This window comes from Nonomuraea rubra (genome assembly GCF_014207985.1).
Lineage (GTDB): Bacteria > Actinomycetota > Actinomycetes > Streptosporangiales > Streptosporangiaceae > Nonomuraea > Nonomuraea rubra.
In genome coordinates, this window is the sequence record NZ_JACHMI010000001.1 from 5,352,665 (window position 1) to 5,375,603 (window position 22,939).

Genomic DNA, 22,939 nt, shown 5'->3' on the forward strand with positions numbered 1-22,939 from the left:
TCACATTGAGCGCCGTAGAACGGGCAGGGCTGTCTTCCCCGGGGTCAGCGGGGGAGTGGGGGTGCGGTGCTGCCGAGCGAGACCAGCTCGGGGGAGATGAAGCGCACGACGAACGGCTCCTCGCGCGCCGCCTGGGACTCCACGCGGCGGACGAGCTGGCGCACCGCCATGGCGCCCAGGCGGTCGGGTGCGCTCTCGATGTGGGAGTAGGGCAGGGAGAAGGTCGCGGCGAAGTCGGCGGAGTAGCGCCCGATGACCGACAGGTCCTCGGGCACCCGCAGCCCTCGCGCGTAGGTGACGGAGGGCAGCGCCGCCGCGGCCGCCTCGTTGTTGATCAGCAGGCCGGTGGCTTCCGGGTGGGCGTCGAGCAGCTGGTTGAGCAGGCGTCCCACGGCCGGCTGCCGGGACTCGCCGTAGACGGCGTGCAGGGTGACGCCGAGCCGGCGGGCCCGTTCGAGCGCGGCGTCGCGCAGGCGCCAGACGTACGCGCCGCCCCGCTCCACCACGTGCTCTGGCTGGGAGATGAGGATGAGCTCGCGGTGGCCGAGCCGGTGCAGGTGATCGACCATGACCCGGCCGGCCTCCTCGAAGTCGAGGTCGAACACGTCCAGCCCCGAGCAGTCGCCGGGCAGGCCCACCAGCGCGCCCGGCTGCGGCGCGGCCCGCAGGATGGGCAGGCGGGCGTCGTCCTGGGCGATGTTCATGAGCACCACGCCGTCCACCATCCGCGAGTCGGTGACGCGGCGCAGCGCCCGCACCCCGTCGGCCTCGGTGACCATCAGGGTGTCGTAGCCCAGGTCGCGGGCGGTGTTCGTGACGCCCAGGATGTACTGCATCATCGCGGGCGCGAACTCGTCCTCGTGGAACTGGGCGAGCAGGCCGAGCACCTTGGTCTGGGCGGTGGCCAGCGCGCGGGCGCCCGCGTTCGGCGTGTACGCCAGGGCCTCGGCCGCCGCCAGCACCCGCTGCCGGACCTCCGTCGAGATGCGCCGCTTGCCCGACAGCGCGTACGACGCCGTGCTGCGGCTGACCCCGGCTTCCCGGGCCACGTCCCCGATCGTCGCCACTCTCACCTCCCAAGCTTCGAACCGGTTCGACAGCGGATCGCGGACTTCCCCACGGCAGGCTGCATGATGCCGGTTGCCCGTCGCGAAGGGTCGGCACCCGAGCGGCGAACCGGTTCAACGATGTCCTCGACAATCGCCCCTCCAGGAGGAGGTCGTCAAGGCTGCGGTTTGCGGACGATATCGAATCGTGACATGCCGGAAAAGAGGGCGTTACTGGAGTTGGTCGCGGCGGCGGGTGAGGTAGGCGGTCTCGCCGGTGTTGCCGGCCAGCTCGATGGCCCGGTCGTAGGCGGCGCGTGACTGCCGGCTCCGGCCCAGCCGGCGCAGCAGGTCGGCGCGGGTGGCGTGGTAGGCGTGATAGCCGTCCAACGCCTCGGCGAGGCGGTCGACGATGGCCAGCGCCACCTCCGGGCCGTCGAGCTCGGCCACGGCGACGGCCCGGTTGAGGGCGATGATCGGCGAGGGGTCGAGGCGGACGAGCTGGTCGTAGAGGGCGAGGATCTGCGACCAGTCGGTGTCGCGGATGTCGCGGGCGGAGGTGTGCACCGCGTTGATCGCGGCGAGGATCTGGTAACGCCCCGGAGCCACCCCGGCAGCGGCGGCGGCCAGGCGCTCGCGCACCAGCCGATGACCCTCGGCGATCAGGCCCGCGTCCCAGGCCCCGCGGTCCTGCTCGTCGAGCGCGACCAGCTCGCCGTTCGCCGAGACCCGGGCGGTGCGGCGGGCCTCGATGAGCAGCATCAGCGCCAGCAGCCCGGCCACCTCCCCGTCCTGCGGCAGCAGCGCGCGGATCAGGCGGGTGAGCCGGATCGCCTCGGCGGTCAGGCCGGGCCGTACGGGATCGGTGCCGGGGCCGCTGGCCAGGTAGCCCTCGTTGAAGACGAGGAACAGGACGGCCAGCACGCCGGAGACCCGAGCCGGCAGATCGTCGGCGGACGGCATCCGGTAGGGGATGCGAGCGGCCTTGATCTTGCCCTTGGCGCGGGTGATGCGCTGCTCCATGGCGGTTCGCTGCACCAGGAAGGCCCGGGCGATCTCGGGCACGGTCAGGCCCCCGACCAGGCGCAGCGTCAGCGCCACGCGGGCCTCCATCGCCAGCGCCGGGTGACAGCAGGTGAAGATCAGCCGGAGCCGGTCGTCGTCGATGGCACCGGCAGGCTCGGGCGGGTCGTCGTACGTCATCAGAGCCTCCCTGTGCTTGTCGCCGCGCTTGCTCTCCCGCCGGATCCGGTCGATGGCCTTGCGGCCCGCGGTGGTGGTCAGCCAGGCGCCGGGATTCGGCGGCACGCCGTCGGCCCGCCACCGCTCCACGGCGGTCGCGAACGCCTCGGCAGCCGACTCCTCGGCGAGGTCGAGGTCACCGAAACGCCTGGTCAGCGCGGCCACCACCCGCGCCCACTCGTCGTGGTGGGCCCGGGTGATCGCCTCCTCGACGTCGCTCACAGGAACGGCCGCACCTCGATCTTCCGGTCGCAGACCTTCGACGCCTCGGCGGCGAGCTTGAGCGCCACGTCCAGATCGGGCGCCTCCCACACCCAGACGCCCGCGAGATACTCCTTCGACTCCACGAACGGCCCGTCGGTGAACACCGCCTGCTCGCCCCGGTTGTCGACGACCGTGGCCGTGCCGGTGTCCGCGAGCCCGCCCGCGAAGACCCAGTAGCCCTCGGCGATCAGCCGTTCGTTGAACGCGCTGATGCCAGGCTGCCTGTCCGTGCTGCCGGGATCGTCCTTGTCGTCGATCACGGAGACCAGGTACCGCATCTGAAGATCATCTCCCTTTGGTGTCAGGACAGTTCGGTCGCCGTCGCGTACCGCGGGCACCCGGCCGGCCGGTGGACAGCCCGCAGGTGCGCCGGCCGAACCGGGACGCCGCGGCGCACCGGAAGGCCGGCGTGATGAACGTCCTCGTCTCGTCGTCACCTTTGCCCAGGGCCCACCCGCCGCGTTCGAACCCGTTCCTGCGGTCGTCCGACATGGCGCTGCTTCCCTGCATCACTCCGTCGACGGTGACCTGGGTCATGGTCGTCAGCTTCATGGTCGCGGTTCCCGTGCCTCGGCGCCGCCCCCTCTGAGCGGCCTCACCCCTGCTACGAACACCACCGCCCCGATCCGACACCGCCTCACGGATTTTCTTCGAAGAACTGCCGTGGATCAACGGCTCTTCATGGTGGGGATCGGTCGCGGAGGCTGGCCGCGGCTGCTTCCCGATCCCGAGGGCCGGGGCAGCCTCGGGCCGGCCTTGCCGAACTGGCCGGTCACGGGCAGGTCGACGGACTCGACGAGGAAGCCCGTCGTGGCGGGGCCAGCAGGGTGCGGATCTCGTCAAGCGGCATGACACCACTGCTTCCTGCGGGGCGAGTGAGCCCGTGATGCCGCCGAGGAGGTCGTCCTGCACGGTCGCGGCGAGAGCGCCCCTGGGAGGCCGCTGACGATCACGTCAGAGTAGTGGTGGCCGCGCCGGATGAGCCGGCGCAGGGTAGGCGGCCGTGCGTCCGGTCACCTTCGGGCAGGACAGCCGTCCTCCCGACGATGCTGGTCATGAGCGCCGAGGATACCGATCAGGTAGACGCACTCCGGCTGGACGGCCATATCTCCGATGTCGGGGACTCTGAGAATGGCGAGGTTCCGGTCAGCGCCCACCCTGGACTGCTTGAAATCGATGCGCCCGGTAACCCCGTCGAAAGGTTTGTCCCGCAGGGCCTGAGCCACGGCTGAAGGATGTGGCTCGACCGCAGCGGGAAGCGACCATACGGCTTTGACGAACATCCCGGCAGTGTCGTAGGCGACCGCCACTCGCTCGCCCACCCACGGCGGGCTCTGCTCGACCTTCACCTCCGATCGCAGCTTGGCAAGCCCTCTGCAGAACGCGTCGAGCGTGAACTCCGTGGACGATGCCGAGCTCAGCTTTCCCCGGACGCAGCTTTCGCCCGCCAGCACCACCCGGCTGCCCATGCTCACGTAGGAGACCGGCACGCCCGGGATGCCTTCCTGACTACGATTCTGGCCCTGGGCGATGAAACGTGACACCGCGTCCGCCGCCACGATCGGGGGGAGGCTGTAGGGGCCCTCGCATCCGGCGATGTTGGTGAGGAACTCTCCGAACACCTCTTCCCGCCCGGCGTAGAAGACCATCTCGTCGCGGCGATCCTTGTCGCACAAGGCCGGGGTCACGCCTGAATCCGCCTGCAAGACGACGGGGGTCACCGCAATTCCGTGCTCCGGAAGCAGTCGTTTCACGTCATTGACCAGCGTGGTGATGTAGACGTCATCTTCATGGAGCGGAGGGTGGTAGAGCAGCAGTTTCTTCTTCTTCAGGTGCTGCGCGTACTCATCGATGAGCATCGCTTGCCGGGCGTTGGGCGGGACGACCTGGAAGTACAAGGGGGAGGCGGTCTCGATGCCGTCGCCGGTCAGGGTGGTGCCGACCGTGGCGATTCCCTCGCCGCCCAAGATCTCGATCGCCCTCCGGGTCTCCTTGATGGTGCGGTCGAAACCGATCACGCCCATGATGGTGGCGTCATCCCGGATCAGCGGGACGAGCATCTTCTCGGCCACGATGTCCGCTGCCTCCATCTTCTCCGCGCCGTTGGCGATGATGATCTGTAACAGCGCATCCGACCGGTCTGGATTGTTCTGCTCCCGTTGCCGCAGCAGGAGGCCCTCAAGTTCCTCGGCAACGGCGTCATCCGTCTTGGCGTTGGCGAACTCGTTGGTGAATCCCGCGAAATACACCAGACCCACGAGGCGTCTGCTCGGCTTTTCCTGGTGCAGGCGCGTTGCTGTTCGGTTCGCCTGCTGGACCTTCTCCTGCAGCACATGCAGGCGCCCCTGCGAAACCGCGGCTCCGGTCTCGTCCTTGGAGGTGAAGATTTGCCGGGGGGACTTGCTGTAGCCGACGCACTGCATGTCCCCGCCCTCTGTCTCGTGTCTCTCGACGTGCACCTCGTCAGTGAACAGGCCGTGGACGCGGGTGGTCAGGGGACACCCGGCCTCCTGATATTGCATCGCGTCCACACCAACAGGAACCGTGACCAGGAGCGCCACCGTGCACAGGGAGCGGTAGACCTTGGGGCGCGCCAGGAAGGGGATCTTGCGTGGCTCGAACGTTCCTTGCTGGCTCCATACCTCGGCATCCTCTGGAGCCAATTCGCTCAGCGCCGGGTGCCGTGCCGGATCCGGGAGCCGGATGATGAGATCCCAGGGAGGGCTGGGCTCCGATGTGCCTCTGGCCGGAATGCTGTCGCACCACTTGTACAACTCGGTCTGCGCCCCGGACGGCTCTATCGGACGGGCCCGTTTGATGGGCAAGTCCTGATCCTGGGTAACGGCGAGGAGTAATAGCGGGTCGAGTTCTCCGCCGTTCCGGAAACGCACGGTGTTGACCCGTTGCAAGAACTCCCAGCCGCCGTTCTTTCTGGTCACGTTGTCCAGCATCACTGTCACATACGCGGTACGCCGCCAGCCCCGTGGACCCAGCAGGCCCCACCGGCGGTATGCCGTGCGCAGGTCCTGCAAGAATGCCTGCACGAGCAGATTTTTGACCTCCTGCTCGAAGTTCGGATCACGGCGGCTCTTGACGAGCCAGCCGACGAATCCCATGAAACTCGTCGAGCGGCCGGGTTCCAAGAACTTCTGCTTCAGGAACCATCGGCGTCTGACTCCGAGGCCAGGCACCCAGTGTTTGGCCTTGGGGAGTCTTGCCAGCAGTCGGAGCAGCAGGGACAGAATTCTCCCGTGCGGAACGATGGGTATCTCTTCGAGGGCCTTGACTATCAGCGGGTCCTGCCCTGCGGACTGGCCGCTCCACACACGCAGTGCGGCCACCACCGGCAGGCTGGTGTCACGACCAGGGATTTCAGCGATCGGAAACCGGGTGAGAAAGTCGGTCAGCCGGTAGTAGTTGAAGCAGGCCAGGCGGCTGCGCCCGAACCTGTCCTCGCTCAGTTGCTTGCAGATCTCATCCAGGAGGGGGAGCAGCGGTGCGGAGAACACCGGCTCCTGGTTGACGGCCGGACGCGCCATGGACGGGTCCATCTGGCCCGGCTCGGAGGCCGGCACCAGGAAATCGGCCGGACGGCCGGCAACGTACTGCAGTGCTTCGGCATCGATGTGAACATGCGGGATCTGCTGCCTCTTCGTATTGCCGAGCAATTGGGAGAGGTGTGCGAGAAAATCATTGTTCGCCGACGTTCGCTTGAACGCAATAATCGGAAGATGGCGATCGCCTCGGACACCGTGTTTCGTGCCACGCCGGTATCGCGGGCGTCTGGTCAGATCCCGGATCACCTGAATGAGTTGATGTATTCCCTTGAACACTGGAGCTGCCAAGTGGGCCTCCGCGCGAATGGGTGATGAGTAGCGAGCGCGTCCTGACTGGCGACTCAGGGAGAGGGTAGCGGAGACCCTACTAAGATCGGGTGGTTTCAGATGCTGATGAGCGACATTGTGGATATGTCGATTGGTGTTATCGACCGCTATGGTGTTGAAAGAGCAATGATGGGCACCATGCTGACCGCTCCTGCCGGAGCCCGGGCCGGAGCGAGGCCTGCTGACGTCCCAGGTGCGAAGGCGACGCCTGGTTCCTTCACGGGCGCCGGCGCGGTCGCTGGCCCTGAGGAGAGGCCGGCCCCGACACGGAAGGCCACGCTGCGGGCGGGTCGGTCCGCCAACGGGCGTTCACCGTCAGCATCACCATCGGGCGGGAGGCGCGTACTGCGCAGAGGCCTGGCCGGCCGGTCGCCGGCAGCACCGCCTCGTCGCAGAACTCTTCACGTGCCGCCCAGATGGAGGACGACCGTGCCCGGCGGGATCCGGGCGGCGGCACGGCGGAGCGCACGGTGGTGGCCGGTGTCGCTCATGATCACATGACGCGTTGGAGGGCGTGGCGGGCGATGCGGTGAATTGACCGATTGGCGCCATCGGGCAGCGGCGCCTCCCGCGTTCAGAGCGGGGCGGGTTGCCCGTCGAGTCCGCGGTGGGTCCGGCCGAGTGTCGCCAGGTCGCGGCGGATTCTCCGGCGACGTGGCCGCTAACCGGCGGGTTTGAGGAGGCGGGCGGCCAGTCGGGTGGCCAGGCGGGCGGCCAGGCGGGCGGTGGCCTCCTCCACCTCGGACGGTACGGCGGCGCCGTCCAGGGCGGGCGAGCAAAGGAGCCGGCCGAGCGCGCCGGCCCTGTCGGGCTTCGGGGTGCCGTCCCGGAGGCGTGCCGGGTCTCGGCGGATCAGCGGGCGGCGACAGCGTAGCCGATGCGGAGCCGGCGTCGCGGCGGCACGCTCCTCGTGCCGGGGGCGGCTGCGGCGCAGGGCGCGAGCCGTGAAGCCGGTGCGGATGCGAGGTGGCTCCGGTTCAGGCTCGCACCCGCGCACCCGCGCACCCGCGCACCCGGCGGCGGGAGGTCAGCCCTGGGCCGCGGCGTTCTGCCCGGGCAGCGGGCGGGCGACGGCGGTCAGGCGGGTCGCCACGCCGGCCAGGTCGAGCCGGTTGGCCTGCTCGACCCGGGCGAGGGCCTCCGCGGGTACGGCGTCGATGCCGTGGAGCGCGCCCGCGATGGCCGCCGCCATGCAGCCGACCGTGTCGGAGTCGCCGCCCGCGGTGGCCGCCGCGACCGCTGTGGTGAACGGGTCGCCACCGGCCGCCACCAGCAGGCCGATGGCCGCGGGGCAGGCCTCCGCGGCGGGCAGGCCGGTGCCGATGACGGTGGCGATCCGTTCGATGGCGTCGTCCAGGTCGCGGGACTGGACGGCGAGGGTGACCGCGAGGTCGATCCGCTGGGCGACCGACGGTCCGGGCACGTGCCGGCCCTGCTCGGAGCCCAGGCGCTCGCCGAGCTCCGCGCCGTGCCGTGCCGCCCGGACGACGTGGAACAGGTCGGCGCCGTCCACGCAGGCCGCGGCGGTGGCGGCGGCGATGGCCGCGGCCCCGGCGACGCCGATGTTCGTGTGGTGGCTGGGCACGCAGGTCAGGTGCGCGGCGCGGACGGCGCCCTCGACGTCGCCCGGGTGCACCAGGCCGGCGGGGGCGACCCGCATGGCGCCGCCGTTGCTGGCTCCCTGGCTCATGATGTTCCCGGCCTTGCCCACGTCCCAGGGGTCGTCGCCGGCCTTGAGGCGTTCGATCGCGTGGCGCGTGGTGGGGCCGGCGAAGTGCGGGAAGTAGTCGGGGTTGCCGGACCAGGCGATGAGCAGGCCGGCCATGACCTCGGGGGTGACCTCCCCGCCGTTGGCGATGAACGCCTCGGCCAGCAGCAGCATCTGGCTGGAGTCGTCGGTGATCTGGGCCGGCCCGCGCCCGGCCGCGTACGGCGCGTCGGGCAGCGGCGCGTGGAAGCTCTCGACGCGCTGCCCGAACAGCCGGCGGATCTCCGGGATGGAACGTTCTTCCGTGGGGGCGCCGAGCGCGTCGGCGATGCAGGCGGCGGCCAGGCTGCCGTGGATGCGGTCCAGCAGTGTGGTCATCGGATTCCTTGGGGATGAGGCGCGGCGTCGAGGGTGACGTCCCGCGCGAGGGTCTCGATGCCGGTCCCGGCATCGAGGTAGGCGCGTGAGCCGAGATGGCTGACGCACAGGGAGGCTGCGGCGACGCCGGCGCGCAGGCTGTCGGCGAGGGAACGCCCGCGGATCCAGGATCCGGTGAACGCCCCGGCCAGCGCGTCGCCCGCGCCGGTGGTGTCCACGACGTCGAGCCGCGGCCCGCGCGCGGACCAGCTCTCCTCGGGGCCGAAGCACAGGGCGCCGTCGCGCCCCCTGGTCACCACGACGGCACCGGCACCGGCGGAGATCAGGAGCTCGGCGCAGCGCACCGGGTCGCCGCCGGCGAGCACGCGGACCGTTCCCTGGTTGCAGAAGACGAGGTCGCTGAGGCGGGCGAGCGCGCGCACCTGATCCCACCGGCCGGCGACCGCGCCGGGCTCCAGGTCGACGGCCACCTTCGCGCCCGCCGCCCGGGCCCGCCGGGCCAGGCCGGTCGCCCAGCCGAGGTCGTCGGCGAGGGGCGCGACGACCCGCGCCGTGCGGAGCAGGTCGTCGGAGATCTGGTCGACGGCCGGGATCTTCACCTCGGTCACGGCGCCGACGAGGGACTTCTCGCCGGTGGCGTCGAGCTGGATCACGCAGAACCAGGTGTGCCCGCCGGGTACGGCGATGCTGGCGGAGACGTCCACGCCGTGGGCGGCGAGCCGTTCCAGGGCCTGGCGGCCGGGCTCGTCCGAGCCCACCGCGGTGGCCAGCGCGGCCCGGGCTCCGGCGAAGCTCGCGGCGGCGGCCAGGTTGGCGCTCATGCCGCCGCCGTGCACGCCGACCAGCCGGCCGATCGCCTTGTCGTCGGCCACCGCGATGTGCGGAACCCGTACGAAGTAGTCCACGCTGGCGTCTCCCACCGCCAGCACGTCCACGCTCCGGGCGCTGGAGGTCGTCATCCGGTGGCCTTCCTGCTGAGGAGATTGTTCAGCAGAGCGGCGCCGACCAGGACCAGGCCGAGGATGCCGGTCTGCACGGAGTTGCCGACCTGCGCGAGCTGCAGCCCCCAGGACAGGACCACCACGACCGTGAGCGCCAGCAGGACCCCGCTGAGGTGCCCGCGCCCGCCGAAGATGTCGATGCCGCCGAGCACCGCGATGGTGATCGCCTGGAGCTCCATGCCGGTGCCCGCGCTGGGCCTGGCGGTGAGCAGCCAGGCGTTGGTCACCACGGCGCCGAGCGCGGCCAGCGATCCCGACAGCACGTAGAGCCGGAACCGCAGCCTGTTCACGTCGATCCCGGCCAGGCCGGCGGCCCGGTCGCCGGTGCCGGCCTGGTGCAGGCGGCGGCCGAACGCCGTGCGGTTCTGGGCCCAGATGGCCAGGGCGAACATCGGGGCCAGGATCAGGAGGACCTGGGTGGGCACGCCGAGGATGGCGCTCTGCCCGAGTGCCGCGAAGCCCTGGCCGTCGAACCCGCCGAGCTGGCCTCCGCCGGTCAGCACCTGGGCGAGCGCGCCGTACAGGAAGAGCGTGCTCAGCGTGACGATGAGCGGGGGCAGGCCGAGCCGGGCGATCAGGAGGCCGTTGACGGAGCCGAGCAGGCCGCCGAAGGCGACGGCCGCCAGCGCGGCCAGCCACGGGCTGAGCCCGAGGTTCTGCGCGAGCAGGCCCATGACGATCCCCGACAGGCTCAGCACCGATCCCACGGACAGGTCGATGCCGCCCCGGCCGCCGAGGATGACGAACGCCTGGCCGAGGGCCAGCAGGCCGATGACCGCGCCGTACTGGGTCATCGCGAGCAGGTTGCCCACCTGGAGGAAGTACGGCGACAGCAGGCTCATCACCGCGCCGAGCGCGACGACGAGGACGGCGAGGAACACCCTGCGGTCGCTCACGCGCTCACGCAGCGATCGCCTGGCCACGGCGGTGGTTGTCATTTCTGTGCTCCGATCCGCTTGTCGAGGCTGCGCCGGGTCAGGACGTCGAAGGCCACCGCGAGTGCGACGGCCAGCCCGACCAGCACCCCGTTCCACAGCGGGGGAACGCCCATCAGCACGACTCCGTTCTGCAGCAGCGCGATGAAGACCAGGCCGCCGAGGGTGCGCAGCACGCCGCCCTCGCCGCCCAGGATGCTGGTGCCGCCGACGACCACGGCGGCGATGGCGGGCAGGGTCAGCTCCTGGCCGGCCGTGGCCTGCACGACGCCCACCCGGCCCACGTAGATGAGGGCCGCGAGGCCGACGAGGGCGCCCACGAGCACGTACGCCGCGAACGAGGTGCGGCCGACGGGCACGCCCAGCAGCCGGGCGCCCTGCGCGTCGTTGCCGATGGCGAACAGCCGCCGGCCGAACACGCGGCGCCGCAGCACGTAGGCGAAGATCCCGAACATCACCAGCACGACCAGGCCGACGAGGGGCACCCCGGCGGCCCGCGCGGGCCCGAGGAAGGGCACCACCGGGCCGGCGAAGACGTCGGTGCTGTCCCACAGGACGAACAGCACCGTCTTGAAGACGGCGGCCGTACCGAGGGTGGCGATGATGGGGGAGATCCGCCCGCCGACGATCAGCCCGGCGTTGATCGCGCCGAGCAGCCCGCCGAGCAGCACCGAGGCCAGCACCACGAGCACCGGCGGCAGGCCGGCGACGAAGAGCGTGGCGCCGACCCAGGCGACCACGCCCAGCATCGGGCCGACCGACACGTCGATCCCGGCCAGCAGGACGACCAGGGTCATCCCGGCCGCCAGCAGCGCCAGGTCGGCCGAGTTGATCACGACGTTGGCGAGGTTGGAGGCGGACAGGAAGTCGGGGGCCGCGAGGCCGAAGAAGATCACCTCGGCGACGAGCAGGATCGGCAGCAGGGCGTCGCGCAGCAGGGTCAGCACGCGGGCCGAGGGCGCCGCCGCGGGGGACAGCGTGGTCGTGGTCATCGGTTCACCCCCATCGTGGCACGCAGCACGCCGTCCTCGGTCAGGTCGTCGCCCTGCAGCTCGGCGGCCATCCGTCCCTCGCGCATGACGTAGACGCGGTCGGAGACGGCCAGCAGCTCGGGCAGGTCGCTGGAGATGACGAGCACCGCCGTGCCCTCGCGGGCCACCTCCACCAGCCGCTGCTGGATGTCGGTCTTGGTGGCCACGTCGATGCCGCGGGTGGGCTCGTCCAGGATGAGGATCGCGGGGCCGGTGGCGAGCTGCCGGGCGAAGAGCACCTTCTGCTGGTGCCCGCCGGACAGGCCGGTGACGGGGAAGTCCAGCGTCGGCGCCTTGATCCGCAACGAGCGCACCCAGGTGGAGGCCAGCTCGCGCTCCTGGGAGCGCCGGATGACGCCGAGCCGGCCCAGCAGGGCGGGCAGCCGGACCGCGGTGAGGTTGCTCATCGTGTCCATGCCGGGGAAGATGCCCTGCGTCTTGCGGTCCTCGGGCAGGTAGGCGATCCCGCGGGCCATGGCGTCGCGCGGGCTCCTCGGCCTGTACGGTTCACCGCGCACGCGCATCGACCCCGCGCTCGGGCGCAACATGCCGAAGACGGTCAGCGCCAGCTCCGTACGCCCGGCGCCGACGAGCCCGTACAGGCCGACGACCTCGCCCGCCCGCACGGTCAGGCCGACGCCGGACAGCGAGCCGGGCACCGTGATCCCGTCGGCCTCCAGCACCAGGGGACCGGGTTCGGAGGGCGCGCGGCTGATCGTGGCGTTGACCGGCCGGCCCGACATCATCTCCAGGATCGCGTCGTGGTCGGCCGCCGAGGCGGGCAGGTCGCCCGCGAGCCGCCCGTCCTTCAGCACGATGAAGCGGTCCGCGACGTGCTCCAGCTCCTCGAAGCGGTGCGTGATGTAGAGGATGCCCACCCCGGCTTCCGAGAGCCGCTGGACGATGCGGAAGAGCCGGCGGACCTCGGCGTCGGTGAGGATCGAGGTGGGCTCGTCCAGGATCAGCACCTTGGCGTCGACGTCGACGGCCCTGGCGATCAGCGCGAGCTGCTGCTCGGCCAGGCTGAGCGCGTCCATGCGCCGGTGCAGCAGGTCCGCGGGGACGCCGAGCCGCTCGAACAGCTCCTTGCCGCGCTCGCGCATGCCGCGCCAGTCGATCTGGCCCAGGCGGTCGCGCGGCTCGCGGCCGACGAAGAGGTTCTCCAGCACCGACAGCCGGGGGAAGAACGACGGCTCCTGGTAGACGACGCTGACGCCGCCGGCCAGCGCGTCGCCGGGGGAGGCGGGCTCGTGCGGCTCGCCGTCGAGCGTCATCTCGCCGGAGTCGGGCCGGTGCACACCGGCGATGATCTTGATCAGGGTGGACTTGCCGGCCCCGTTCTCGCCGAGCAGGGCCAGCCGCTCGCCCGCCGCCAGCGTGAAGCCGACGTCGGTGAGCGCGGCGGTCGCTCCGAAGCTCTTGGACAGGCCGGAGACCGAGAGGATGGTCCGCACGTCGCCGCTCCTAGTAGTCGAACTTCGCGATGTTCGACTTGGTGAAGACCATCGGCGGGCCGAGCACCAGCGTCTTGGTGCCGGCGTCGTACGCGGCCGGCTGCTCGATCCCCGGCACGGCCGGCTTCGCGGGGATCTCCTTGCCGTCCAGGAGCTGCTTCATCGCCCAGACGGTCAGGACGCCGAGCTTGGGCACGTCCCACAGGACCGTCGAGGTCATCGCGCCGGACTCGACGAACGTGCGTGCCGTCTTGGGCGAGCCGAAGCCGGAGACCGCGACCTGGCCGGCCTTGCCGGCGTTCTGGACGGCCTGCGCCACGCCGGGCACGGCCGTCGAGGGCACCGCGATGAGGCCCTTGAGGTCGGGGTTCGCGGTCATGAGGTCCTGGGCCTCCTTCAGCGCCTGCGCGGTGTCGGCGGTGTAGCGCACGCCTCCCACGAGCTGCATCCCCGGGTAGGCGGATTCCTGCCGCTTGCGCGCCTCGGCCACCCAGCTGTTGAACGTCTGCGTGTCGGCCGCGCCCGAGACGATGCCGTACTTGCCGTTGCCGCCCATCGCCTTGGCGATCTCGTCCATGACCGTCGCGCCGAGCGCGGCGTCGGTGGCCTGCTGGGCGAAGAGCTGCCGCTGGCTGTCAGGCGCGTCGGCGTCGGAGGTGATCACGACGATGCCCTTCTGCCGGGCCGCCGCGATGGCGGGGTTCATGGAACGGGGGTCGAGCGGGGACACCGCGATCGCGGCGTAGCCCTGCTGGACGAGGCTGTTGAAGATGCGGACCTGCTCGGTGGCGTCCGCGGTGGCCGGGCCCGCCTGGGTGTAGGACAGGCCGAGCGAGCGCGCGGTCTCGTCGGCGCCCTGCTTGAAGGCGGAGAAGTAGGGGACCCCCTCCACCTGGGAGACGAAGGCCACCTTCTGCGACCCGCCGCCGTTGCCGCCCGGCGAGGCGCCGGGGCCCGGCGCTCCGCCCACCGTCGAGCAGGCCGCCAGCGCGAACGCTGCCAGCGTGGCCACGATCCCGGCTCTGATGTTTCGCATATCGCATCCTCACGAGACGACTGAGTGGTCGGAAGGCGCGCGCCCCGTGCCGCCTGTGTCGCTCAGGCTAGAAATCGGTACCTAGCAATGTCAAGAGTTGTAGGTACTAATCCAGATGGAGTTGGTATATGTTGTGCTGGTCGCCTGTTACTGATAGCTCGGTCTGCGCCGGATTGGTGAGCGATGGGAGATGCCCGCATGACCAAGCGCCACGCGCACGAGATCGTCGCCGATTCTCTGCGCACGCAGATCCTGGAAGGCCGGTACAAACCGGGCGAGCGCCTGCCGTCCGAGGAGGCGCTCACCGACGAGTACGGCGTCAGCCGGAACACCGTCAGAGTGGCGCTCGACCGCCTGGCCGCGGCCAACCTCATCACCCGGCGCCGGGGGTCGGGCAGCTACGTCAACGTGGAGATCGGCATCAGCCACTCGCTCGGCAGCCTGCGCAGCTTCACCACGTTGCTGCGTGACCTGGGGCTGGAGCCGGGCATCACCGGGGTCGAGATCCGCCGCGACCCCAACCCGCCGCTGGAGATCCTCGGCTTCCTCCCCGCCGAGGCCGTGTGGCTGGTCCGCAGGATCAGGACGGGGTCGGGCTCCCCCTTCGCGCTGCTGGACTCGTGGCTGCCCGACCGGATCGGCTCCCGCATCGACCCCGAGGTGCTGTCCCGGCGCCAGTCGCTGTACGCCTCGCTGGCGGAGGACCTCGACACCAGGGTCGCCGAGGCCACCGAGAGCATCCACGCCGAGGCCGCCGACGAGCGGGAGGCCGAGGTGCTCGGCGTCCCGGTCGGCAGCCCGGTCATCGTGATCAGGCGGTGGACGTACGACCGGGCGAGGCGGCCGGTGGAGTACACCCGTTCGGCGGCGCGCGGCGACCGCTACCGCTACGTGGTCAAGCTGCGCGCCTGAGAGCCGGACGCGTCACCTCCGGATGCGGGCCCCCGCACCCGCCTGCCGTTCGCGGGCCACCCCGGCGCCCAGGCGCAAGGCCTCCTCGACGGCGGCGGGAAGGTCGGTGACCGGGTGGAGGACGTGATGGATCGTCCTGCCGGCGTCGGCGATGACGATCGCCCGCTTGAGGCGCAGGTCCTGCCCGGCGCGGAAGGTGGGCAGGCGGAGCGCCGCGCACAGCGTCAGGTCCACGTCCGACAGCAGCGGGAACGGGAGGTCCTCGGCTTCGGCGAAGGCCCGCTGCTCGTCGGGGCGCTGGGTGCTCACGCCGCGCAGGGCGACCCCGGCCTCGGCGAAGGCGGCGGCAGAGTCGCGGAACAGGCGGTTCTCCAGGGTGCACCCGGCCGTGCCGGGGGTCGGTGACCGGTCCGCGGGCGGGGGAGCGGGCGAGCCGGTCGCCGGGTAGGTGAAGATGACGGTGACGGGCGCGTCGCCGGCCACGACGTCCTGCTCGCCGCCGGCGGTCGAAGGCAGGAACAGCGGGGCGGGCACGCTGGTGCCGGCGAGAGCGTGCAGCCGCTCGCTCCCGGCGCTGCCGGGGGCGGCCTCGCCGGTGAGCGTGCCGTCGCCCAGCACGAAACGGTCGGCCCAGTCCTGGAGGCCGATCAGCACGGGAGCCAGCGCCCGGCCGGCGCCGGTCAGGTGGTACTCGTACCGGGTCGGCCGCTGCTGGTAGGGGCGGCGCTCCAGCACGTCGTGGTCGAGCAGGTGCTTGAGCCGTTCGGCCAGCACCCGGCGTGAGATGCCCAGCTCGGCGTGCAGATCGTCGAAGCGGTGGCGCCCGCGGGTGACCTCGCGGACGATGAGCAGGCTCCACCACTCGCCGATCACCGCCGCGCCCTGCGCGATCGCGCAGAAGGCCTCGTGCTCCCGCAAGTCTCGTGCCACCGCTCATCTCCTCGCCGTTCATGCCGTGCGGGATGGCGCCCGCGCCGGGGACCAGTGTAAGTTCCTATCTGGAACTGAGTGAGTTCCAAAGTAAAATCAACCAGAAAGGTGGGACATGACGGCAATTGTCCGGGTGACGGGCCGGGAGATCCTCGACAGCCGGGGCAACCCGACCGTGGAGGTCGACGTCCTGCTGGAGGACGGCTCCCTCGGCCGCGCGGCCGTCCCCTCGGGTGCCTCGACCGGCACGAACGAGGCGGTGGAGCTGCGCGACGGTGACCCGCTCCGCTATCACGGCAAGGGCGTGCGGACGGCGATCGAGGCCGTCAACGGCGAGATCAACGCCGCCGTCACCGGGATGAACGCCGAGGACCAGGCGGCCGTCGACGAGGCCATGATCACGCTGGACGGCACCCCGGGCAAGGCCAGGATGGGCGCGAACGCGATCCTGGGCGTCTCGCTGGCCGTGGCCAAGGCGGCCGCGGCCTCGCACCGGCTGCCGCTCTACCGCTACGCCGGCCCGGACGCCCGGCTGCTGCCGCTGCCGATGATGAACATCATCAACGGCGGCGCCCACGCGGACAACCCGCTCGACTTCCAGGAATTCATGATCGCGCCGATCGGCGCCACCACCTTCGCCGAGGCCGTCCGCATGGGCTCGGAGGTGTTCCACACCCTGCGCTCGGCGCTCAAGGACGCCGGCCACCACACCGGCGTCGGCGACGAGGGCGGCTTCGCCCCTGACCTGCGTTCGGCGAGGGAGGCGCTGGACTTCATCGTGACCGCGATCGAGAACACCGGATACGTCCCCGGCCTGCACGTGGCCATCATGCTCGACCCGGCCGCGTCGGAGTTCTACCGCGACGGGGTCTACGACTACGCCGGCGAGGGCGTCAGGCGCTCGGTCGCCGAGCACGTCGACCACCTCGCCGACCTGGCAGCGGCCTACCCCATCGTCTCGATCGAGGACCCGATGGCCCAGGACGACGCCGAAGGCTGGAAGCTCGTCACCGAAACCCTCGGCGGCACCTGCCAGCTCGTCGGCGACGACGTGTTCTGCACCAACGCCGCCCTGCTGGCCGACGGCATCGAACGCGGCATCGCCAACTCGATCCTGGTGAAGGTCAACCAGATCGGCACCCTCAGCGAGATGCTCGCCACCGTCGAGACCGCCCACCGGGCCGGATACACCGTGGTGATGTCCCACCGTTCCGGCGAGACCGAGGACGTCACGATCGCGGACCTGGCCGTCGCCACCGGCTGCGGCCAGATCAAGACCGGCTCCCTGTCACGGTCCGAACGCACCGCCAAGTACAACCAGCTCATCCGCATCGAGGAGGAGCTGGGCCCGCAGGCGCGGTACGCGGGGCGCACGATCCTCAAGCCCTGAGGCGGGCCGGCGGCGGTTCTGTACCGAGGGAGGCATCCGACCGGCCGATCTTGGTAAAACGGCGTGGTCAGGCCCGCCTCGGGGGTATGCGTGCGGTGTTCCCGGCACGTCCTTCGGAGCCCACCATGACGGTCATCCGCCCGCTTCCCTCAGCCGCCCTCGATGCGGGGCGAGCGGCCCTTCCCCCGCCGTGGGTCCTGCTCGCGCTGGTGAGCTGCGCGTACGCCCTCTCGCAACTCCTCATCGGCGCCCCGTGGACGGGCCTCGGCTGGGACGAGGCCGTCTACGCCAGCCAGTACGCCGGCCACGCGCCGCCGGCGCCGTTCAGCGCGCCACGCGCCCGCGGAGTGCCGTTGCTGGTCGCCCCGGTGGTTGCCGTGACGGACTCGGTGCCCGTGCTCCGGCTCTACCTGGTCGCCCTGTCCTCGCTGGGCCTGTTCGCCGCCTTCGCGGTGTGGCTGCGGGTACGTGACTCCCGCGCCGTGCCCCTGGCCGCGCTGCTCTTCGCCGGCTGCTGGCTGTCGCTCTTCTACGGCGGCCAGGCCATGCCGAACCTCTACGTCGCGCTGGCGGCGGTGGCCGCGGCCGGTGCGGTGGTGACGGGCCGGGCGCCGGTGGGGCTGGGGGTGGCGTTCGCCGTCATGTCGCTGATGCGGCCCTCCGACGCGCTGGTCGCCGCCGCGGTCCTGGGCGTCGCGGCGCTGGCCGTTCCCGCCTGGCGGCGCACGCGCTCGCTCGTCGCCATCGCGGCCGGGACGGCGGTGGGCTGGGGCCTGTGGCTGGCGGAGGCGGAGCTCGCCTACGGGGGCATGCTGCGGCGGTTGCGGGACGCCGGCGAGCACAACGCCACCGGCTGGAGCTTCACCCTCGCCGAGCATGCCCGCGCGCTCGACGGCCCGAGCCTGTGCAGGTTCGGCACCGACTGCGGCCCGGTCTCGCCGGTCGCGCTGATCTGGTGGCTGGCCATCCCCGCGATGGTCGCCGCCGGCCTGTGGGCCGCCTGGCGGGAGCGCCGCCCCGGGCCCGCGCTGCTGGCCACGGCGTGCGGGGTTTCGCTCGCGCTGCCGTACCTCTTCTACGTGGGTTACGCCGCGCCGCGGTTCCTGATGCCCGCGTACGCGCTGCTGGCCTTGCCGGCGGCGGACGCCGTCACCGCGCTGTTCCGGCGGCGGCTCGGCGCGGCGCTCATGTCGGCCGGGCTGCTGGCGCACCTCGCGCTGCAGGGCGCGTACGCCTACCGCATGGGACACGGGCACGTGGCGGGCCGCGAGCGCCTGGCCCAGGCCGCCGAGCACCTGCGCCAGCAGGGCGTGCGGCCGCCCTGCCTGATCTACGGCGAGTCGGGCGTGCAACTCGGGTACCTGCTGGGCTGCGAGTCACAGGGCGTCATCCAGCGGTTCGCCGAGCGGCAGCCCGCCCGCGTCCGCCGGGCGCTGGAGAGGGGATACCAGGTCGTGGTGGTCCACGCCGGAGTGCGCCCGCCCGGGTACGTGGCCGGCTGGCCCGGGACCGACCTGCCCGGGCGCTGGAAGGCCCGCTTCGGCCACGCCATCCGATGACCGGCTCCCATCGTGGCAGGCGGGAGCCGGCTCCGCCGGCGTTCTGCCGCGGTGCGCGCGGATGCGGGCGAGAAGGTCCCTGGTCTGACGATCCTCCTCCAGCCAGGCGTAGACGGGAGCGAAGGCGGTGCGCAACTCCCGCACCCGCCCGGGCCCCGCGGTCCGCTCGCCACGATCGTGAGCGGGCGTGGCCACAGGCTCACGTCCGCGGTCAGCGAGCGGAGCGCCCCGCCGTCGTACCGGTTCCCCGCACGGCGGCGATCTGCAGCTCCACCCCGTCGAAGCCGTCCACCGGCGCGCCCTCGAACGCGTACGGTACGCCCGCGGCTCCCAGGGCCGCCATGCTGCGTGCCGCCACCTCACCGGCGGAGATCGCCAGACCCGCACCCAGGCCGTGCCAGACGCGGGCTCCGACGACGCCCAGCGCGTGGGTGCCGGCGCGCACCTCCCGCACCAGGTCGGCCTCCGACTCGGGCTCGTTCGCGGGCCAGCGGCGCCTGGCCTCGATGCGCACCGCACCGCCCGACAGCCGGTCCACCTGGGCGACGAAGTCCTCCACCTCCGCGGCGTCGCGAATGCTCGCCAGGGTGAGCACCATCGGCCCGGCCTCGGCCCTCCCGCCTGCCTGGCCGGCCGTGCCCGCCGATCCGCACCCCGTCAGCGCGAGCAGCGCACAGCACAGCGCGACCGTCCTGCTCCACGGCATGACAGATCTCCTTTCCGGCCCTCGAAGGGGAGGGGCAGGACCGGCGGCCTCGGGAAGGAGGGCCAACGGCACGCCCTGGAAGCCTGCGACGGCCGCCGGTCGTCGGTATGGACCGATCGTGGCCGGGCGACCGGGGGCGACACATCCGCGCTGGCACCGATTCCCCTGGCGGGACATCGCTGCGATCATCACACCATGACGATGCCCGGGTCGGTGGCATTCCGCGTGGTGGTGACGGTTGCCGCGTTGGTGGTCGCGCTCGGCACGTACCTGTCCGGGTTCCGCCACGGCGGCAACAGCCCGATCCTGCTGATCCCTCTCGCCTGCGCGGCCATCGTGTGCTGCGTGAGCGCTTCCGCGCTGCACCGGGCGGGACAGGTGCGCACCGGCCGCTGGGTGTCCGGGACGGGCTGGTCGCTGCTGGTCTACCTGCTGGCGGCCACCGTCGCCGCCGAGTACGCCGGCGTCAGAGGGCACGGCGACGCCGTGGCGTGGACGGCGGTGACGGTGCAGGCCGCCGGATACATCCTGCCCGTCACGTTGACGCAGGTCTGCTTCCTGGTGGCCGGGGGCCGGTCCGAGCGGGCGGTGCGGCTGGTGCTCGGATCCGGGATCGCGTTCGCCGTACTGGCGATGGTGACGCTGCCCGCGGGCGAGCCGTACGCGCGGCTGAAGCCGTTGTGGGAGCTGCCCGAGGCGGGCTCGCTGGCCGCGCTGCCCTGGATGGCGTCGGTGCTGGCCGGGCCGGTCCTGCTGTGGCGGGCGGTTCCCGCCGAGCGGGGCGAGAGGCGGCTGCGGCTGCTGGTGGTGGCGGCCGCTTCGCTGGTGCCGATCGGCACCGTCCTGCTCGCGGCGCTGGCCGCCGTGATGGCCCACGCCGCCGGCGTGCTGACGGTGACGGCCGGCGAGACGGCGACGGCTGTGGGTTTCTGCGTTCCGCTGATCCTGTGCCCTCTCGTGCTGGCGGCGGTCGCCCGGCCCGGGGGTGCGAGGCTGGCGCGCCGGGTGCCCTCGCTGGTCGGCGCGGTGGTGGGCCTGCTGTTCACCCTCCTCGTCGTCGCGGCGGCCGCCGTGCTCGGCGGTTCGCTGGGCGCGGGTGCCGTGCTGCCCGTGGTGCTGTCGACGCTGGCGGTGGCCGCCGTGGTCGTCCCGATCAACAGGTGGGTGGTGCGCGCGCTGCTGCTGCGCGTCGACCCGGTCAGGGCGCGGGCCGCCCGCCTGGTCGGCGAGGCGGGCGCGACGAGCCGGCCCGCCGAAACGGCGCAGGACGTCCTGCGGGCCGCTCTCGGCGATCCCACGGCCAGGCTGGTGCTGGAGCTGCCGGAAGGGCGGGGCTGGGTGGAGGCGGACGGGGCCACCGCCCCGCCGCCCCCGCCGGGCGCGGTGCTGATCGGCGCGCACGCCTACCTGGTGCACCAGGGCGAGGCGGTGGACGCGTACGGCGGCGCGGACGAGGTGGCCGAGCTCGTCGAGCGAGCCGTACTCCAGGCGGCGGTACGCGACCACGGGGGACGAGCCGAGGCCGCGGCGGCCGAGGAACGCCGCCGGCTCGAGCGCGACCTGCACGACGGCGTCCAAGGCAGGCTGCTCGCGCTCGCGCTGGAGCTGCGGATGGCCCGGCGGCGGCTCAGAGACGCGGAGGCGCAGCTGGTTCTGACCGACGCGACCGACAGCCTGGCCGCGGCCATCGAGGAGCTGCGCGCGCTGTCCACGGGCAACGTCCCGGAGACGCTGAGCCGGCACGGCCTCCGCGCGGCGCTGTCGGAGCTGACCGGGCGGATCCCCGTACCCGTCGCGCTCAACGTGCCGGAGGCGCGGCTCCCCCCGCCCATCGAGAGCGTCGCGTACCTGGTGGTCTGCGAGGCGGTCACCAACGCGCTCAAGCACGCCGGCGCGGCCACCATCGAGGTCGACGTGCGGCTCGACGGCGGCTGCGCCCGCGTGAGCGTCACCGATGACGGGAGCGGCGGCGCCGACCTGCGCGCCGGCAGCGGCCTGCGCGGGCTGTACGAGCGCGTCCAAGCCGTCGGCGGGCGGCTGGTGGTCGGCGACCGCCGGCCGAGCGGCACGGCGCTGGAGGCGACGCTGCCATGCGGGTCGTGATCGCCGAGGACCTGGTCCTGCTGCGCCAGAGCATCGCCAGACTGCTCGCGCTGGACGGCATCGAGGTCGTCGCGGAAGTGGGTGACGCGTCGAGCCTGGTGTCCGCCGTCGTCGCGGAACGGCCCGACCTGGTGATCGCCGACGTGCGGATGCCGCCCACGTTCACCGATGAGGGCGCGCGTGCGGTCGCCCTGCTGCGCGAGCGCTTCCCCGGCCTGGCCGTGCTGATGCTCTCCCACATCGTGGAGCCCACGCTGGCCATGACGCTGGCGGCCGAGCGGCCCGCGCGGTTCGGCTACCTGCTCAAGGACCGGGTCCTCGACCTCGACGACTTCGTGGCCGCCGTCAGGCGGGTCGCCGGCGGGGGCACGGCCATCGACGCCCAGGTCATCGACCACTTCCTCACAGGCCTGACCGTGCTGAGCGGGCGTGAGCGCGAGGTGCTCGGGCTGCTGGCCCAGGGGCTGAGCAACGCCGCCATCGCCGCCCGGCTGTTCATCTCGGAGCGGACGGTCGACACGCACGTCGGCTCGATCTTCACCAAGCTGGACCTGCCTCCCGACACCGACCACAACCGGCGCGTGCGCGCCGCGCTCCTGTGGCTGAACCGGTGCTAGCCCCGATGTGGCAGGCCAGGCCCCGCTCCTAACGTCGTTCTCACCAACCCGGCGACGGAGGAGAGCGACAGATGAGCACGATCGCACAGGCATCCCCGACCGTTACTCCCGCGCGCCGCGCCCTCGCGCTGCTCGCCCCCATCGGCCCGCTCGTGATGGCCGGCTGGGCCCTGACGGTGCCCTACCAGGTGGCCGACGGCCCGGCGCAGTGGATCCCCAAGGCCGCCGCCGGCGTGGCCCGGCTGCAGGTGTCGATGTGGATGTTGCTGGCGTTCGCGCTCACCGCCGGCGTGGGCGCGATCGTCACCGGCCTGGTGGCCCGGCGTGCCTCACCCAGACTCGGTACGGCGGGTCTGGTGCTGACCTACGTCGGCTTCAGTGCGCTGAGCTTCAGCGGCGCCGGGTACGACGCCGCTGCCGTCGCTTCGGTGCGGGCCGGCCTGGACGTGGCCGCGACCGAACGCATCCTGGCCCAGATGCACACCTTCCAGGCCCCATCGGCGGGCGGTGCCGTGTTCACCCCGATGATGTTCCTCGGCGTGATCCTCCTCGCGGTGGCGCTCTGGCGCGGGCGTGAGGTCCCCCGATGGGCCGTGCTGTCCCTGCCGGCCTCCTTCCTGCTGGTCATGTTCGGCGGCTTCATCGCCATGCCGGTCAACGCCCTCGGCTGGCTGATGCTCGCCGTCGGCTTCTGCGCCGCCGGCCTCGCCCACCTGCGCCATCCGGCATGATCTCATCCAGGC

Annotated in this window: 20 protein-coding genes; 6 read left to right on the forward strand and 14 right to left on the reverse strand. The window is 72.0% G+C overall.

Features of this window, described 5'->3' with window-relative positions; all coding sequences use genetic code 11:
- Positions 1-44: 44 nt before the first annotated feature.
- The 12 genes from HD593_RS24375 to HD593_RS24425 form a co-directional block, all read right to left on the reverse strand.
- Positions 45-1,067, reverse strand: coding sequence for a LacI family DNA-binding transcriptional regulator (locus HD593_RS24375; protein ID WP_185104427.1), 1,023 nt, complete (start codon positions 1,065-1,067; stop codon positions 45-47).
- A gap of 210 nt (positions 1,068-1,277) precedes the next feature.
- Complete coding sequence (locus HD593_RS24380) at positions 1,278-2,510, reverse strand: RNA polymerase sigma factor (RefSeq protein WP_185104428.1); 1,233 nt, start codon at positions 2,508-2,510, stop codon at positions 1,278-1,280.
- The gene (locus HD593_RS24385) at positions 2,507-2,830 is read right to left on the reverse strand and encodes a YciI family protein (protein WP_185104429.1); all 324 of its coding nucleotides are present in this window, start codon (positions 2,828-2,830) and stop codon (positions 2,507-2,509) included. Before HD593_RS24385 ends, HD593_RS24380 begins: the two co-directional genes overlap by 4 nt.
- A 7-nt stretch (positions 2,831-2,837) precedes the next feature.
- Positions 2,838-3,104 carry a hypothetical protein gene (locus HD593_RS60365; RefSeq protein ID WP_221524928.1) on the reverse strand — a complete coding sequence of 89 codons (267 nt, stop codon included), beginning with the start codon at positions 3,102-3,104 and terminating at the stop codon, positions 2,838-2,840.
- A gap of 461 nt (positions 3,105-3,565) precedes the next feature.
- Positions 3,566-6,355 carry a type 1 periplasmic-binding domain-containing protein gene (locus HD593_RS24390; protein ID WP_185104430.1) on the reverse strand — a complete coding sequence of 930 codons (2,790 nt, stop codon included), beginning with the start codon at positions 6,353-6,355 and terminating at the stop codon, positions 3,566-3,568.
- Positions 6,356-7,097: 742 nt separating this feature from the next.
- Positions 7,098-7,433: a hypothetical protein gene (locus HD593_RS24395; protein ID WP_185104431.1), complete on the reverse strand. Its 336-nt coding sequence runs from the start codon at positions 7,431-7,433 to the stop codon at positions 7,098-7,100.
- Positions 7,434-7,463: 30 nt separating this feature from the next.
- Entirely contained in the window at positions 7,464-8,522 is a 1,059-nt protein-coding gene (locus HD593_RS24400) for an ADP-ribosylglycohydrolase family protein (RefSeq protein WP_185104432.1), read from the reverse strand.
- On the reverse strand, positions 8,519-9,481 hold the full coding sequence (locus tag HD593_RS24405) for a carbohydrate kinase family protein (RefSeq protein WP_185104433.1): 963 nt from the start codon (positions 9,479-9,481) through the stop codon (positions 8,519-8,521). Before HD593_RS24405 ends, HD593_RS24400 begins: the two co-directional genes overlap by 4 nt.
- Entirely contained in the window at positions 9,478-10,461 is a 984-nt protein-coding gene (locus tag HD593_RS24410; RefSeq protein ID WP_185104434.1) for an ABC transporter permease, read from the reverse strand. The genes HD593_RS24405 and HD593_RS24410 overlap by 4 nt, the downstream gene beginning before the upstream one ends.
- Positions 10,458-11,450, reverse strand: coding sequence for an ABC transporter permease (locus HD593_RS24415; protein ID WP_185104435.1), 993 nt, complete (start codon positions 11,448-11,450; stop codon positions 10,458-10,460). The genes HD593_RS24410 and HD593_RS24415 overlap by 4 nt, the downstream gene beginning before the upstream one ends.
- Positions 11,447-12,943, reverse strand: a complete 1,497-nt coding sequence (locus tag HD593_RS24420; RefSeq protein WP_185104436.1) for a sugar ABC transporter ATP-binding protein — start codon at positions 12,941-12,943, stop codon at positions 11,447-11,449. Before HD593_RS24420 ends, HD593_RS24415 begins: the two co-directional genes overlap by 4 nt.
- A 10-nt stretch (positions 12,944-12,953) precedes the next feature.
- Positions 12,954-13,979, reverse strand: coding sequence for an autoinducer 2 ABC transporter substrate-binding protein (locus tag HD593_RS24425; RefSeq protein ID WP_185104437.1), 1,026 nt, complete (start codon positions 13,977-13,979; stop codon positions 12,954-12,956).
- A 198-nt stretch (positions 13,980-14,177) separates the two neighbouring features.
- Here HD593_RS24425 and HD593_RS24430 point away from each other — a divergent pair, with 198 nt between their 5' ends.
- Complete coding sequence (locus tag HD593_RS24430; RefSeq protein ID WP_185104438.1) at positions 14,178-14,891, forward strand: GntR family transcriptional regulator; 714 nt, start codon at positions 14,178-14,180, stop codon at positions 14,889-14,891.
- 12 nt (positions 14,892-14,903) lie between these two features.
- Here the strand turns inward: HD593_RS24430 and HD593_RS24435 are convergent, their stop codons facing one another.
- Complete coding sequence (locus HD593_RS24435) at positions 14,904-15,821, reverse strand: winged helix-turn-helix transcriptional regulator (RefSeq protein WP_185104439.1); 918 nt, start codon at positions 15,819-15,821, stop codon at positions 14,904-14,906.
- A 115-nt stretch (positions 15,822-15,936) separates the two neighbouring features.
- Between HD593_RS24435 and eno the strand changes: the two genes are divergently transcribed.
- Positions 15,937-17,211, forward strand: coding sequence for a phosphopyruvate hydratase (gene eno / locus HD593_RS24440; protein ID WP_185104440.1), 1,275 nt, complete (start codon positions 15,937-15,939; stop codon positions 17,209-17,211).
- Between the two features lie 125 nt (positions 17,212-17,336).
- Positions 17,337-18,770 (forward strand): hypothetical protein, encoded by a 1,434-nt coding sequence (locus HD593_RS24445; RefSeq protein WP_185104441.1) that lies wholly within the window; start codon positions 17,337-17,339, stop codon positions 18,768-18,770.
- Between the two features lie 211 nt (positions 18,771-18,981).
- On the opposite strand, the gene HD593_RS24450 is transcribed toward HD593_RS24445, so the two are convergent.
- Complete coding sequence (locus HD593_RS24450) at positions 18,982-19,476, reverse strand: hypothetical protein (RefSeq protein WP_185104442.1); 495 nt, start codon at positions 19,474-19,476, stop codon at positions 18,982-18,984.
- A 195-nt stretch (positions 19,477-19,671) separates the two neighbouring features.
- Between HD593_RS24450 and HD593_RS24455 the strand changes: the two genes are divergently transcribed.
- From HD593_RS24455 to HD593_RS24465, 3 genes are all read left to right on the forward strand, one after another.
- Complete coding sequence (locus HD593_RS24455) at positions 19,672-21,579, forward strand: sensor histidine kinase (protein ID WP_185104443.1); 1,908 nt, start codon at positions 19,672-19,674, stop codon at positions 21,577-21,579.
- Entirely contained in the window at positions 21,567-22,196 is a 630-nt protein-coding gene (locus HD593_RS24460; RefSeq protein ID WP_185104444.1) for a response regulator transcription factor, read from the forward strand. Before HD593_RS24455 ends, HD593_RS24460 begins: the two co-directional genes overlap by 13 nt.
- Positions 22,197-22,267: 71 nt before the next feature.
- Positions 22,268-22,927, forward strand: a complete 660-nt coding sequence (locus HD593_RS24465) for a hypothetical protein (RefSeq protein WP_185104445.1) — start codon at positions 22,268-22,270, stop codon at positions 22,925-22,927.
- Positions 22,928-22,939: the final 12 nt, after the last annotated feature.